Here is a 14,156-nt window from a genome sequence, read left to right on the forward strand (position 1 = left end):
GGCCCAGCGCATGCAGGACTTCCGGATCGAGGTCGACGAGCACGGCGGGAGCACCGTCCTCGTCGACGGCTACCCGCAGTCCTACGTCAGCCTCGAGGACCCCGAGCTGCTCGTCTTCGGCTACGTCCAGCACCTCGGCGCGGTGCTCGACTCGCTGCCCGACGGGCCGGTGGCGGTGACCCACGTCGGTGGCGCCGCCCTGACGCTGCCGCGCTACGTCCAGGCCACCCGGCCGGGCTCGCCGCAGATCGTGCTCGAGCCCGATGCGCCGCTCACCGAGCAGGTGCGCCGGTCGCTGCCGCTCCCCGCGGTCACCGGATCCGGGTGCGACCCCAGCGAGGCCGTGAAGGCGTGGCGGCACTGAAGGACGCGAGCGCGGACGCCGTCGTCGTCGACGCGTATGCCGAGAGCCAGGTCCCGGCCGACCTCACCTCGTCGGAGTGGTTCGCCGAGGTCGCGCGGGTGCTCCGGCCCGGTGGCGTGGTGGCCATGAACACTGCCGACGAGCCCGACCACCGGCACGCTTCGCGGGTGCTGGCGGGGCTGTCGGAGCACCTGCCGCACACCGTCGCCATCGCGCAGGTCGACATCTGGAAACGGCGCCGGTTCGGCAACCTCGTCCTCGTCGGGTCGAGCCGGCCACTGCTCCTGGGGTCGATCATCCGCACCGTCGCCCGGGGCGCCTTCCCCAGCACCGTGCTCGACGGTGACGCACTGCGGCGTGCGCTCGGCTCGGGCCGTCCGTTCACCGACGCCGACGCCGTCCCCTCGCCGCGACCGCCGACCGCCCCCGGGGAGTGGCGGATCCGCTGACCCGCGCGGACTTCAGCAGGTGGGACGCCCTGTGCGTCAGGTGCGGCGACCCCCGATGATGGGGCGATGCCTTCCCTGACGCTCCCGGCTCCCCGCACGCCCGACCCTCGCGAGGCACCGTCGCTGCGCTGGGGGATCCTCGCCCCCGGGGGCATCGCGCGCTCCTTCGCCACCGCCCTGCGGGCAGGCACCGGCCAGCAGCTCCAGGCCGTCGCCTCGCGCAGCGTGGACCGGGCCCGGGCGTTCGCGGACGAGTTCGCCGTCACCGCCGCCTACGGGTCCTATGAGGAGCTGGTCGCAGACCCGGACGTCGACGTGGTCTACGTCGCCTCGCCCCACTCGGAGCACCGCGCCCACGCCCTGCTCGCGACCGGCGCGGGCAAGCCGGTGCTGGTCGAGAAGGCCTTCGCCCGCAGCGCCAACGAGGCTCGCGACATCATCGAATCCGCCGCTGCCGCAGGGGTTTTCGCGATGGAGGCGATGTGGACGCGGTTCCTCCCCCACATCGACGTCGTGCGGCAGTGCCTCGAGACCGGGCTGCTCGGTGAGGTCCACACGGTGCACGCCGACCACGGCCAGAGGCTCTACCCGAACGGACCAGCGCGCCTCTCCGAGCCGTCCCTGGCCGGCGGTGCGCTGCTCGACCTCGGCGTCTACCCGGTGTCGTTCGCGCACTTCGTGCTGGGCGACTTCGCCGACGTGACGGCGAGCGGGACCCGCACCGACAAGGGTGTCGACGCGCAGGCCGCGATCGGCGTCACGAGCAGCAGCGGGGCCATGGGGGTCCTCGGCACGACGATGCTGACCAAGACGCCCACCACGGCCGTGGTGTGTGGCACCGAGGCGCGGCTGGAGATCGACGGCGACTTCTACGCCCCGGAGGCGGTGGTCCGGCTCATCACGAACGACGGCACCGAGCTCGACCAGTTCAGCAACGAGGACACGACACACGGCTTGCACTTCGAAGCCGCCGAGGTGGCCCGCCAGGTGACCGCCGGCGCGCTCGAGTCGCCGCTGCTGCCGCTGGCCGAGACGCTGACCATCATGGACGCGCTCGACGACGCCCGTGCCCAGGTCGGCGTCCGCTACCCCGGCGAGTAGCCCCCTCGAGCCACGTGTTGCGACCTGGCGGTCACCGGGACAGGGTGTGCCACCGGAACGGGGTGTGTCAACGGGACGGGGTGTCGGGGGTGCGGTGACGATCTGCGCGCACCAGGTCGGGACTAGAAGGCGTCGCCTCTGCGCCAGGCCATCTCCTGGAGCTCGAAGGAGTTGCCGTCGGGGTCGGCGAACTCCGCCCCGCGCACGCCACCACCGAAGTCGTGCACCTCGCTGACCTCGACCCCGCGCTCGATGAGCTCGGCCCGAGCCGCGTCGATGTCGTCGACCACGAGGTGCAAGCCCCGGATGCTGCCCGGCTCGCCCTCGTAGACCCCGAGCCCGGTCCCGAAGCCGATCGAGCACCCGGAGCTCTCCGCGGTCAGCTGGACGATCCGGATGCCCTCGGTGGGCCGGTGGTCGACGTCCTTGGTGAACCCGAGCTTTCCTTCGTAGAACGCGATCGAGCGCTCGACGTCGGCGACGGGCAGCGGCACGAGCTCCAGCTTCATCTTCATGCGCGTGAGTCTCCTCGGGTGGGTGCGGTCAGGCGAGTGGGAGGTAGGCCGTGAGGTCGGCGCGGTGCCCGCTCACCCGGAGCGTGCCGGACTGCCAGGCGTCGTCCCAGCCGAGCGCGCCGGTCGCCACGGCCAGCCAGGTCTGCGGGTCGGTCTCGATGACGGCCGGCGGGGTGCCGCGGGTGTGGGTGGTCCCCTCGATGCACTGGACCGCGCCGAACGGCGGGACCCGCACCTCGACGCTGCGCCCCGGCGCGACGACGCTCAGCTCCTCGAGCGTGTAGCGGACCGCCGTGCCGACGTCGGCCCGCTCGGTGGCCTCGCCCAGCGAGCGCCAGGCGTCCACCGCGGCCCGTCCGGTGGCGACGGGGACTCGGCGGCGCGGCGGCATACCGGCATCGTCGCACGACGCACCCCCAGGCCCCGACCCGCCCGACTGGTCCGCATTTGCGCTGATCAGAGACGTGCGGATGCGGGAGTGATCTACGTCACATACGGTCCAACGGGGCAAACAGCCTCCAACCAACAGGAGGAGCCGGGGACATGATCAACAGGAGGCACATCGCCGCAGCCGCGGCCACCGCAGTCGCGGGCCTCGTCGTCGCCTCGGGGCCGGCACTCGCCGGACCCGCGGGCGACCTGACACCGGGCCAGCGCGACGCGTTGGCGGCCGGGGTGCAGGTGGCGCCCAAGGGCGCGACGGCGGGCGCGAAGTCGACGGCGGTCCAGCCGAACCCGTATCTGGCGCAGCTGCCCGATGCGACCACAATCGACTACACGACCTGGCGCGAGGCCATGGCGAGGGATGGCAGGGCCCGCGCAAAGGGCAGCACGCTCAAGTCCGTGCAGAAGGCCGCAGCTGCGGCCACCACCGCACGGGCGGTCCGCACGATCGTGCACGACGAGGAGGAGCCGGCCGGCACGAGCGGGGCCAACGACACCCGCGAGAACGCCGAACCGATCGCAGGGTTCGGCACGGGGGCCAAGCAGGCGTCGCAGCTGCGCATCCTCGGCTCGATGCCCGACCTCGCCCCCACCGCCACCGCACTGGCACCGGTCGCCGAGGACAACGGGTCGATCCCGCTGGCCGGCAACACCGGGATCACCGGGTCGGGCGCGCGGACCACCACGGGCCAGCTCGGCGACGGACCGCACGGCAGCGCAGGCGACGGCACCAACGACTTCGACTTCTACAAGCTGACCGTCAACGCCGGCAACACCATCCTCGTCGACACCTCCGCCTCCGCGGCGACCGCCGACACGATCGTGGCGGTCTACTCGAGCACCGGTGAGCGGCTCGCGGTCGACGACGACAGCGGGCCGGGGTTCACCAGCGTCCTCAGCTGGACCGCGCCGGCCACCGCGACCTACTACGCAATGGTCGCCGGCTACGCCATCCCGGGCTCCTTCCCCCGCGACCCGATGGACTCCGGCAGCGGCTTCGGGGGCGCCACCGAACCCGCCTACAGCCTGCGGATCGCGGCCTTCGCCGTCGACCACGACTTCTACTCGTTCGCGCTCAAGCCGGGCGACGTCGTCGGCGGCACGGTGACGGGCTCCTCCCGGGCGCTCACCCTCTACCGGCCCGACGGCGTGCAGATGATGGGCACCGACCAGGACGCCTCCTCGCTCTACCCGCCCACCTCACCGCTGCCCGGTGGCGGCAACGCGGTGCTGGCGTATGTCGCGGAGTCAGCCGGTCAGTACGTCCTGGAGCTGGGCTCCGGCGTCGGCGCGTACGACGTGACGGTCAACGGGTTCCGGCCCGGGTCCGAGATCGACCCGTCCACGCGGACCCAGACGGTGTTCCTCGACTTCGACGGGGCCACCGTCAACACCGCGATCTGGGGCGGTCCCGGCGTGCGCACCCTCTCGCCGTTCGGGTCGTTCGTCGCCAAGTGGGGTCTGACCCGTGCGCAGGAGGGCGCGCTGATCGATGCGATCACGGCCGAGGTCACCGAGAACATCAAGCAGGACCTGCGGGCGGTCAACTCCGACGTGCGGGTCAAGGTGCTCAACAGCAAGGACCACGCCGACCCCTTCGGCAAGGAGAACGTGTCGCGCGTGATCGTCGGCGGCACCATCGCCCAGTCGGGGATCTCCACCATCGGCATCGCGCAGTTCATCGACCCGGGCAACTACGGGCACGAGGACAGCGCCGTCGTGCTGCTCGACGTCCTGAGCGACCCCAGCGGGCCGGCCTCCCTCAACACCTACCTGAACGCCGGCAGCGACCGGGTCGGGTTCGTGTCGCAGGCGGTGGGCAACGTGATCGCGCACGAGGTCGGCCACATGATCGGCAACTACCACACCGACAACGCCAACCCGCAGCACAGCCTGATGGACGCGGGTGGCACCGGCTTCGGCAACCTGTTCGGCGTCGGGCCCGACAACGTCGGTGGCACGGCCGACGACGAGGACGTCGACTTCGCGCTCGACGACTACATCCCCGCCGAGGGGTTCACCGGGAAGGAGAACACCCTCAACGTCGCCGCGTGGGCCTACACCGCACCGCGGTGAGCCCCGGCCGGTGAGCCCCGGCAGGTGACGACACACTGACCGGTGCGCCGCGGAGGCCCCTGCGTCCGCGGCGCACCCCCAGCCGTTCGGTGGACGAGAATGGGTACTTCTACCCATTGGCGCTGTCAGACCCTGGCCGTACTGTTTCTGGCGGGGACACACAGGGGAACGAACGGCCCGGGAGCGCAGGGGGATGCGCAACCGGGCCGCTCGCGCGTCCGGCTCCGGTCGGCGCTCGGTTCGGTGCGGACCGAGCCACCAGTGGCCGGGACGCGGCAGGTCAGTCGCCGAAGACGTCCCGCATGGTGGCCGTGTGCGCGGTGCGCAGGTCGGCCAGCGACACCGTGAACTGACCCTGCACGTCGAGCCCATCGGTCTCGTCGTCGACGACGCCGATCCGCGCGTGCACCTGGCCACGGGCGGTGCACATGTCGGTGAACCGCACCTCTTCCGAGCGCGGCACCGCCACGACGACGCGCGCCGTGGACTCGCTGAACAGCGCCGTGAACGCGTCGATCCCGTCGCGCTCGCAGACCTCCTCGAGCCAGATCCGGGCGCCCACGCCATACCGCAAGGTCGCCTCGGCCAGCGCGACGGCGAGGCCACCGTCGGACAGGTCGTGGGCAGCGTCGACGAGCCCGTCGCGGCTGGCGTTGACGAGGATCTCGCCGAGCAGCTGCTCCGCACCCAGGTCGACCGCCGGCGGGAAGCCGCCGAGGTGGCCGTGCACGACGTGCGCCCACTCGCCGCCACCGAGCTCGTCACCGGTGGCGCCCAGCAGGTAGATGACCTGGCCGGGCGTCTTCCAGCCGGACGGAGTGCGCCGCGCCACGTCGTCCATGACGCCGAGGACGCCGATGACCGGCGTGGGGTGGATCGCCACGTCGCCGGTCTGGTTGTAGAAGCTCACGTTGCCGCCGGTGACGGGGATCCCGAGCGTCTTGCAGCCCTCGGCGATGCCCTTGACGGCCTCGCGGAACTGCCACATGACACCCGGGTCCTCGGGCGACCCGAAGTTGAGGCAGTCGGTGACCGCGAGCGGGGTCGCCCCCGCCGTCGCGACGTTGCGGTAGGACTCCGCGAGAGCCAGCTGCGCGCCGGCATACGGGTCGAGCTTGGCGAACCTGCCGTTGCAGTCGGTCGACACCGCGACCCCGCGCCCGGTCTCCTCGTCGACGCGCACGACCCCGGCGTCGTCGGGCATCGCGAGCGCGGTGTTGCCCAGGACGTAGCGGTCGTACTGGTCGGTGACCCAGGACTTGTCGCAGAGGTTCGGGGACGCGAGCAGGGTGAGCAGGTCGCTCCTGAGCCCGTCGCCGTCCACGGGACGCCCCAGAGAGTCGGTGCCGTTGCCCTGCAACGCATCGAGGTATGCCGGCCGCTCCAGCGGGCGGTGGTAGGTCGGGCCCTCGTGGGCGACCGACCGCGGCGGAACGTCGACGATGACCTCGCCGTGCCAGGTGATCACGAGGTGGTCGCCGTCGGTCACCTCGCCGAGCACGGTGGCCTCGACGTCCCAGCGGTCGGTGATCGCCAGGAACTCGTCGAGATGCTCAGGAGCCACCACGGCCATCATGCGCTCCTGGCTCTCCGACATGAGGATCTCCTCGGGTCGCAGCGAGGCGTCGCGCAGCGGCACGCGGTCGAGCTCGATCTGCATCCCGCCGTCACCGTTGGACGCGAGCTCGCTGGTGGCACACGACAGGCCTGCCCCGCCGAGGTCCTGGATGCCGTCGACCACGTGGGCGGCATAGAGGTCGAGGCAGCACTCGATGAGGACCTTCTCGGCGAACGGGTCGCCGACCTGGACAGCGGGGCGCTTGGTCGGCCCGCCCTCGTCGAACGTCTCGGACGCGAGCACCGACACGCCGCCGATGCCGTCGCCGCCGGTCTTGGCCCCGAACAGCACGACCTTGTTGCCGACACCGGACGCCTTGGCGAGGTGGATGTCCTCGACCCGCATGGCGCCGACGCAGAGCGCGTTGACGAGCGGATTGCCTTGGTAGCAGTCGTCGAACACGACCTCGCCGCCGATGTTGGGCAGCCCGAGGCAGTTGCCGTAGCCACCGACGCCAGCCACGACGCCGGGCAGGACGCGCTGGGTGTCGGGGTGGTTGAGGTTGCCGAACCGCAGCGGGTCCATCACCGCGATCGGGCGCGCACCCATCGACATGATGTCGCGGACGATGCCACCGACCCCGGTCGCCGCGCCCTGGTAGGGCTCGACGTAGGACGGGTGGTTGTGCGACTCGACCTTGAAGGTCACCGCCCAGCCGTCGCCGATGTCGACGACCCCGGCGTTCTCGCCGATCCCGACGAGCAGCTTCTCGCGCATCTCGTCGGTGGTGTTCTCGCCCCAGAGGGAGAAGTGCACCTTGGACGACTTGTAGGAGCAGTGCTCCGACCACATCACCGAGTACATCGCCAGCTCGGCGCTGGTCGGCCGGCGACCGACGATCTCGCGGATGTTGGCGTACTCGTCGGCCTTCAGCCCGAGCTCGGCCCACGGCTGCTCGGTGTCAGGGGTGGTGGCCGCGTGCTCGACGGTGTCGACGGACGGGCGCTCGGTCTGGACGGTCATGCGGTGACAGCTGCCTTCAGGACGGAGGTGAAGAACGGGAGCCCGTCGGTCGAGGGGCCGTAGCCGTCCTCGATGCAGTGCTCGGGGTGCGGCATGAGCCCGACGATGTTGCCGCGGTCGTTGGTGATGCCCGCGATGGCGCGGTACGAGCCGTTGGGGTTGTCACCGGCATACCGGAACACCACACGGCCCTCACCCTCGAGTTCGTCGAGGGTGCGCTCGTCGGCCACGAAGCCACCCTCGCCGTTCTTGAGGACGATGGTGATCTCCTGGCCGGCCTCGAAGTCCGAGGTCCAAGCAGTCCCGGCGTTCTCGACGACGAGCCGCTGGTCGACGCAGTTGAACTTGCGGTGGTCGTTGCGGATCAGCGCGCCGGGCAGCAGGTGCGACTCACACAGCACCTGGAAGCCGTTGCAGATCCCGATCACCGGCAGGCCGCCCTTCGCGGCGGGGACGAGCGCGTCCATGACCGGGGCGAAGCGGGCGATCGCGCCACACCGCAGGTAGTCGCCGTAGGAGAAGCCGCCCGGCAGGATGACCGCGTCGACCCCCTTGAGGTCGGCGTCTCCGTGCCACAGCGTGACGGCCTCGGCGCCGACGGCGCGCACCGCCCGGGCCGCATCACGGTCGTCGAGCGAGCCCGGGAACGTGACGACCCCGACCTTCACTGGTCGGGGTCCTGCGCCCGGACGGACACGACGTCCTCGATGACGGGGTTGGAGAGCAGCTTCTCGGCCGCCTCGGCTGCCGCGGCGAGGTGCTCGTCGGTCACCTCGCCGTCGACGGTGAGCACGAACCGCTTGCCCTGCCGCACGTCGGTGAACTGCTCGAAGCCGAGTCGGGGGAGCGCCCCGTTCACGGCCTGACCCTGGGGGTCGAGGATCTCTGGCTTCAACATGACGTCGATGACGACGTGGCCCATTCGGGTGTCTCCTGGGTTGCAGCGGGGGTGGTGCCGGAAGGAAGCACGCGCAGTCTATCCGCGCCCGGGCCGTGGGTATGCCGCGCCGTCACCTCCCGGACGCCGGCACCGCACCGCACCTCCCGACCGGGTCCGTACCTACGGTCTCGACTGGTGTCTTCGGTGCGCCCTCGACCCTTCCCCACCCGCCCCGACGGCGGGACACTCGGAGCATGTCGACGGCCTCATGGGGCAACCGGATCGGCGTCTGGATGTACCGGCGCCTGGACGGGCGTGCGATGGGTGGGACCGCGCAGGCACCCGTCGTGATGCTCACCACGACGGGTCGGCGCACCGGACTGCCCCGCTCGACCTGCGTGCGGGCGCTGCGGCAGCCCGACGGGTTCCTGGTCTGGGGCACCGGCTCGGGCAGCCCGCACGACCCGGACTGGTTCCGCAACCTGCGCGCCGCCGGCGAGACGGAGCTCAGGGTGCCCGGCCACGGTGGTCGCGCCCTGGCCCGGGAGCTCGTGGGCGCCGAGCGCGACCGGGTCTGGGACGAGGTGGTGCTCGCCGCGCTCCCCGGCGTCGCGAGGTATGCCCGCAAGGCTGGCCGGCCGATCCCCGTCGCGCTGCTGACCCCGGTGGGTCAGGACGAGAAGGTCCGCCCGGTCAGTCGCTCGTAGGCCTCGACGTACTTGGCCCGGGTGCGCTCGAGCACGTCGTCCGGCAGGGGCGGCGGGGCCTCGCCGGAGGCCTTGTCCCAGCCGCTCGCGGGCGAGGTCAGCCACTCGCGGACGAACTCCTTGTCGAAGGACGGCTGCGTGTGCCCGGGCTCCCACTGGTCGGCTGGCCAGAACCTCGACGAGTCCGGCGTCAGGACCTCGTCGGCGAGGACCAGGTCGTCGCCGTCGATCCCGAACTCGACCTTGGTGTCGGCGATGAGGATGCCCCGCTCTGCCGCGATCTCGTTGCCCCGGGCGAGGATCCGGGTGGTGAGGTCGCTGGCGCGCTGGGCGGTGCGCTCGCCCACGGCAGCCACGACCTCGGCATACGACATCGGCTGGTCGTGCTCGCCCACGGGCGCCTTGGTGGACGGGGTGAAGACCGGTTCGGGCAGGCGTGAACCGTCGACGAGACCGTCGGGGAGCCGCACCCCGCTCACGTGGCCGTCGGCGACGTACTCACGCAGCCCACCACCGGTGAGGTAGGCGCGGGCCACGCACTCGACCGGCAGCATCTCGAGCCGCCGCACGAGCACCGCCCGCCCGGCGACCTCGGCCGGGACCTCGGTCGAGACGACGTGGTTGGGCACCAGGTCCTCGAGCTGCTCGAACCACCACAGCGACAGCTGGGTGAGCACCGCGCCCTTGTCGGGGATCGGCGTCCCGAGGATGAAGTCGAAGGCCGAGAGGCGGTCGCTGGCGACCAGGAGCAGCTGGTCGTCGCGCGGCGCGCCGGAGGGGTCGAGGGGGGCGTAGAGGTCGCGGACCTTGCCCGAGTAGACGTGGGCGTAGCCGGGCAGGTCGAGCGGCAGGGCTGCGGGCCCGGGCTGGGGGGACGTCATGCCCGACATCCTCGCAGCCGCCTCCACCTGTTGCGTCCCGGTGGTCACGGGAGCCGGTACCAACGCTGGCGTGACTCCCGTGACGCAACAGGTGCGGCTTGACTTGAAGTCGACTTCAACTTCCAGACTCGGGGCCATGACCACCGCCACCGACCCAGCGGCGCCCGACACCCCCTTCCGCGCACCTTCGCTCTTCGACCGCGCCCACCTCCCGTTCGCCGTGGGAGCGGTGGCCCTGGTGACCCTCGGCGCGTTCGAGAACCGCGCCACCATGACGGTCCTTCCCACCGTGGCTCGCGACCTCGACGGGTTGTGGCTGTTCGGGGCGGCGAGCGCGGCGCCGCTGGTGTCGTTCGTCGTGGCCACCGTCGTCGCAGGTGCCTGGGCCGACCACCGCGGGCCGGTGCGCCCCCTGCAGGCCGGGATGCTCGTCTTCCTCGCGTCGCAGGTGGCGATGGCGCTGGCCCCGAGCATGGCGGTCTTCGCGCTGGGTCGGTTCGGGTCGGGGATCTCCGAGGCGCTGATGGACGTCTCGCTCACGGTGCTGCTCGCCCGCACGATGCCGGAGGAGCTGCGGGCCAAGGTGTTTGCGGCGTTCGCCGCCGCCTGGGTCCTCCCGTCGCTGGTCGGGCCGCCGGTCGCCGGGCTGCTCACCGAGACGCTGTCGTGGCGTTCGGTGTTCGGGGTCGGGGTCGTCCTGCTGCCCGGCGCGTGGCTGCTGCTCCGGCCGGCCATGCGCTCCCAGGGCGCGAGCGGATCGCCCGCAGAGCAGGACACCCGCTGGACGCCACGGGAGCACCGGGCCGTGCGCGCCGCCGCGCTCGCCGCGGCCGGGCTGGCTGCGCTGACCGCGGGCGGGTCGCTGCTCGGCCGGTCCGGCCCGGTCGAAGTGCTCGGCCTCGCCCTCGTGCTGGTCGGCGCAGCCGCCACCGTGCCGGCCCTGCGCACCGTCCTGCCGGCCGGGACACTGCGGCTCGCCCACGGCATACCGGCGCTCGTGGCGCTGCGCGGGCTCGTGGCCGCCGCCTTCGGCACCGCGGGGAGCCTCCTGCCCCTGATGCTCACCACGACGCACGGCCTGGGGCCGGCGGCAGCCGGCGCCAGCCTGACCGTCACCGGCCTCTCCTGGGCGGCCGGGTCACAGCTGCACGGGCTCGACGTGGTGCAGCGCCGGGTGTCGGCGGTGCGCCGCCTCGCGGTCGGCTTCGGGCTCATCACGGTCGGCGTGCTCGGCCCGGCGCTCACCAGCCTCGACCTGCTACCGGTGGTCGCAGGGCTGGTGCTCTGGGGCGTCGCCGGGCTCGGCATGGGGATCGTGTCGCCCACCCTCTCGACCCAGCTCCTGCTCTTCGCCCCGGTGAGCGACCAGGGCCGGATCACCGCCGCGTCGAGTCTCACCGCGTCGGTCGCCCAGGCCGTGGGACTCGCGGCGGCCGGGGCGCTGATCGCGTGGCAGGCGCCCGACCTGCCCGGTTGGCTGTTCGCGACCACCATCGCCGCCTGCGGCCTCGTGGGTGCCGTGGGCCTCGCGGCCGCCCGCCGCGCCGGTTGACCGTCAGCCGACGTGCAGCTCCTCGCGCTCGGCCGCGAGCGCGATGTCGGTGCGGTGGTGCGACCCCTCGAGCTCGATCTGCCCGACGGCGTCATAGACCCGTTCGCGGGCCTGGCTCAGGCTGTCGCCGAGCGCCACGACGGAGAGCACCCGTCCACCCGCCGACACGAGCGTGCCGTCGTCGGCCCGTCCGGTGCCCGCGTGGAGCACGTATGCCGTGGGCACGTCAGTGGCCTCCTCGATCCCCGTCACGGGGTCGCCGGTGCGTGGTGTGCCGGGGTAGTTGTGCGAAGCCACCACGACGGTGACGGCGTGCTGGTCGGACCAGGCGAGGGTGCCGAACCCGTCGAGCTCGCCGGTGGCCGCCGCGCGCAGCAGACCCCCCAGCGGGGTCCGGAGCCGGGCCAGCACGACCTGGGTCTCGGGGTCGCCGAAGCGGGCGTTGAACTCGATGACCCGTGGGCCACGCGAGGTCACGGCCGCGCCGACGTAGAGCACCCCGGAGAACGGCGTGCCTCGCCGAGCCATCTCCTCGACGGTGGGCTCCGCGACCCGGGTCACCAGCTCGTCGACCAGCGACGCCGGCGCCCAGTCGAGCGGGCTGTAGGCGCCCATGCCGCCGGTGTTCGGGCCCTGGTCACCGTCGCCGACCCGCTTGAAGTCCTGGGCGGGGGCAAGCGGGATCACGGTGCTTCCGTCGCAGAGGCAGAACAGCGACACCTCGGGGCCGTCGAGGAACTCCTCGACCACCACGACGCCGCCCTCCTTGGCCAGGCAGGCCCGGGCGTGGGCAAGCGCCTCGTCCCGGTCATCGGTGACGACCACGCCCTTGCCTGCGGCGAGCCCGTCGTCCTTGACCACGTGGGGGGCCCCGAGGGCATCGAGCGCCGCACCCACCTCGTCGAGCGTGTGGCAGACGCGCGCCATCGCGGTCGGCACGTCGGCCGCGGCCATCACGTCCTTGGCGAACGACTTGCTCCCCTCGAGCTGCGCAGCGGCGGCGGACGGCCCGAAGACCGGGAGCCCCGCGGCGCGCACGACGTCGGCCACCCCGGCGACCAGCGGCGCCTCGGGCCCGATCACGACGAGGTCGACCGCGTGCCGCGTGGCCAGCTCGACGATGCCGTCGCCGTCGAGCACACCGCCGGGCAGGGCCTCGCAGAGCGCGATGGCGTCCATCCCGGGGTTGCCGGGGGCGACGATGACGGCGTCCACCTCGGAGTCGGACCCGAGGGCCCTGACGATGGCGTGCTCGCGGGCACCGGAACCGATCACGAGAACCTTCACGGGCCCAGCGTAGGGACTCGGGGCCCGACATGAGTGCGCGGCGTCCCGGGGAGGCAGGGGGGACATCTCCCGGGGACGCCGCGCAGCCGACGTGCGGTCGCCTGGCGGGGGAACCTGCAACCATGCACGTGGGTCGACGCTGTCGACTGGACCAAGAGTGGACCATGGTCAGGCCGCAGGTAAAGCCCATTCGTGGCGGACTTGCGCCATTGACGGGATCTCGCCAGCGGGCCACGATGTGCACATGCCGGACGAGGGTCGGACGGACGAGGCCGCGCAGGCCGCCGTCGCGGGGGTCGCGGACGCGGTGCTGACCAACGGTCGCGGGCCGGCGATCGAGGCCGACACCGCCGAGGTGGAGGGGACCGTCACCCGGGTCTACCTCGCCGTCCTCCAGCACCAGGAGCCGACCCGGTCGCTGCTCATCGCGCAGGGCATGAAGGCGCCCCTGGTCGACCACTCCCTCGACGTCCTCGGCAGCAGGGGACTGATCCGGGTGCACCCCGGTGGCCGCGTGGAGGTGGTGCCCCCGGACATCTCCCTTCCCGCGCTGGCCCTGGACTACGAACGACGCGCCCGCGAGACGCGCTCGGCCGCCCACGAGCTGGCTCAGGTCTACTTCCAGGCGCGGTCGGCCACGCGGGTGCCCGACGTGGGCACCGTCCGGATCCTCAACTCGATGGACGAGATCGCGGCCGTGACCGCGGAGGCGGTGGCCGCCGGCACCGAACGGATCCGGTCGTTCCGCTCCCTGTCTCCGCGCACCCGAGCGGTGTTCGCGAGCCCTCTGCACAGCCACGAGGAGCCGACCCGCGGGGTGGGCGGCAACGTGCTGGACTACACGACGGTCTACGACACCGAGGTCCTGGAGATCGACGGCGCGCTGGAGACCCTCGAGGCCCGCGAGCGCGGTGGCGAGCGCTTCCGGTTCACCTCAGGAGTGCCCTTCTCGGCCGTGATCGTGGACGAGGCGGTGGCGATCGTCGACGTCAGCGCGTTCGACCCCTCGGGCTTCGGGTCGGCCGCGATCCGGGCCCGCTCGATGGTGCTCGCCCTGATCGCCCTCTCCGACCACCTCTGGGACCTCGGCTCGACCCTGGCGACCGGTGGGGTGACGACTGAACGTCGAGACCAGCTCATCCTGTCGCTGCTCGCGGCGGGGGCACCCGACGCGACGATCGCGCGCCAGGCGGGGGTGTCCCAGCGCACCGTGGAGCGCCGGGTCCGGGCCCTGATGGACCAGCTCGGTGCGGGCACCCGCTTCCAGGCTGGGGTGCAGGCCGCGCGCCGCGGTCTGGTCTAGTGCGCAGCGCGGTCAC

General features: G+C 72.4%; 14 protein-coding genes. 7 read left to right on the forward strand and 7 right to left on the reverse strand.

Annotation, left to right across the window (positions count from 1 at the left end):
- The first annotated feature begins 10 nt into the window (after positions 1-10).
- The 3 genes from BLQ34_RS19345 (at position 11) to BLQ34_RS12935 (ending at position 1,914) form a co-directional block, all read left to right on the forward strand.
- Positions 11-364, forward strand: coding sequence for a polyamine aminopropyltransferase (locus tag BLQ34_RS19345; protein WP_231961135.1), 354 nt, complete (start codon positions 11-13; stop codon positions 362-364).
- Entirely contained in the window at positions 352-813 is a 462-nt protein-coding gene (locus tag BLQ34_RS19350; protein WP_231961138.1) for a polyamine aminopropyltransferase, read from the forward strand. Before BLQ34_RS19345 ends, BLQ34_RS19350 begins: the two co-directional genes overlap by 13 nt.
- Before the next feature lie 66 nt (positions 814-879).
- A complete protein-coding gene (locus BLQ34_RS12935) occupies positions 880-1,914 on the forward strand; it encodes a Gfo/Idh/MocA family protein (protein ID WP_091786181.1) in 1,035 nt (344 codons plus the stop codon).
- 122 nt (positions 1,915-2,036) lie between these two features.
- On the opposite strand, the gene BLQ34_RS12940 is transcribed toward BLQ34_RS12935, so the two are convergent.
- Both BLQ34_RS12940 and BLQ34_RS12945 read right to left on the reverse strand, forming a co-directional pair.
- Positions 2,037-2,429, reverse strand: a complete 393-nt coding sequence (locus tag BLQ34_RS12940) for a VOC family protein (RefSeq protein WP_091786183.1) — start codon at positions 2,427-2,429, stop codon at positions 2,037-2,039.
- Between the two features lie 28 nt (positions 2,430-2,457).
- Positions 2,458-2,820: a sterol carrier family protein gene (locus tag BLQ34_RS12945; RefSeq protein ID WP_091786185.1), complete on the reverse strand. Its 363-nt coding sequence runs from the start codon at positions 2,818-2,820 to the stop codon at positions 2,458-2,460.
- 152 nt (positions 2,821-2,972) lie between these two features.
- Here BLQ34_RS12945 and BLQ34_RS12950 point away from each other — a divergent pair, with 152 nt between their 5' ends.
- Positions 2,973-4,949: a PPC domain-containing protein gene (locus BLQ34_RS12950; RefSeq protein WP_091786188.1), complete on the forward strand. Its 1,977-nt coding sequence runs from the start codon at positions 2,973-2,975 to the stop codon at positions 4,947-4,949.
- A 280-nt stretch (positions 4,950-5,229) separates the two neighbouring features.
- Here the strand turns inward: BLQ34_RS12950 and purL are convergent, their stop codons facing one another.
- Genes purL through purS form a run of 3 tightly spaced genes read right to left on the reverse strand, consistent with a single transcriptional unit; the run spans position 5,230 to position 8,452 of the window.
- Entirely contained in the window at positions 5,230-7,530 is a 2,301-nt protein-coding gene (purL, locus tag BLQ34_RS12955; protein ID WP_091786190.1) for a phosphoribosylformylglycinamidine synthase subunit PurL, read from the reverse strand.
- Positions 7,527-8,198: a phosphoribosylformylglycinamidine synthase subunit PurQ gene (gene purQ / locus BLQ34_RS12960; protein ID WP_091786193.1), complete on the reverse strand. Its 672-nt coding sequence runs from the start codon at positions 8,196-8,198 to the stop codon at positions 7,527-7,529. The genes purL and purQ overlap by 4 nt, the downstream gene beginning before the upstream one ends.
- Positions 8,195-8,452 (reverse strand): phosphoribosylformylglycinamidine synthase subunit PurS, encoded by a 258-nt coding sequence (gene purS / locus BLQ34_RS12965; protein ID WP_091786195.1) that lies wholly within the window; start codon positions 8,450-8,452, stop codon positions 8,195-8,197. Before purS ends, purQ begins: the two co-directional genes overlap by 4 nt.
- 212 nt (positions 8,453-8,664) lie before the next feature.
- Here purS and BLQ34_RS12970 point away from each other — a divergent pair, with 212 nt between their 5' ends.
- A complete protein-coding gene (locus BLQ34_RS12970; protein ID WP_157693038.1) occupies positions 8,665-9,117 on the forward strand; it encodes a nitroreductase/quinone reductase family protein in 453 nt (150 codons plus the stop codon).
- On the opposite strand, the gene BLQ34_RS12975 is transcribed toward BLQ34_RS12970, so the two are convergent.
- Complete coding sequence (locus tag BLQ34_RS12975; protein ID WP_091786200.1) at positions 9,081-9,998, reverse strand: phosphoribosylaminoimidazolesuccinocarboxamide synthase; 918 nt, start codon at positions 9,996-9,998, stop codon at positions 9,081-9,083. The genes BLQ34_RS12970 and BLQ34_RS12975 overlap by 37 nt on opposite strands.
- A gap of 136 nt (positions 9,999-10,134) precedes the next feature.
- Between BLQ34_RS12975 and BLQ34_RS12980 the strand changes: the two genes are divergently transcribed.
- The gene (locus BLQ34_RS12980; protein ID WP_157693039.1) at positions 10,135-11,550 is read left to right on the forward strand and encodes an MFS transporter; all 1,416 of its coding nucleotides are present in this window, start codon (positions 10,135-10,137) and stop codon (positions 11,548-11,550) included.
- Between the two features lie 3 nt (positions 11,551-11,553).
- Here BLQ34_RS12980 and purD read toward each other — a convergent pair whose 3' ends face one another.
- A complete protein-coding gene (gene purD, locus BLQ34_RS12985; RefSeq protein WP_091786205.1) occupies positions 11,554-12,837 on the reverse strand; it encodes a phosphoribosylamine--glycine ligase in 1,284 nt (427 codons plus the stop codon).
- A gap of 244 nt (positions 12,838-13,081) precedes the next feature.
- On the opposite strand from purD, the gene BLQ34_RS12990 reads away from it, so the two are divergent.
- The gene (locus tag BLQ34_RS12990; RefSeq protein ID WP_157693040.1) at positions 13,082-14,140 is read left to right on the forward strand and encodes a helix-turn-helix transcriptional regulator; all 1,059 of its coding nucleotides are present in this window, start codon (positions 13,082-13,084) and stop codon (positions 14,138-14,140) included.
- Positions 14,141-14,156 lie beyond the last annotated feature (16 nt).

This window comes from Pedococcus dokdonensis, from assembly GCF_900104525.1.
Lineage (GTDB): Bacteria > Actinomycetota > Actinomycetes > Actinomycetales > Dermatophilaceae > Pedococcus > Pedococcus dokdonensis.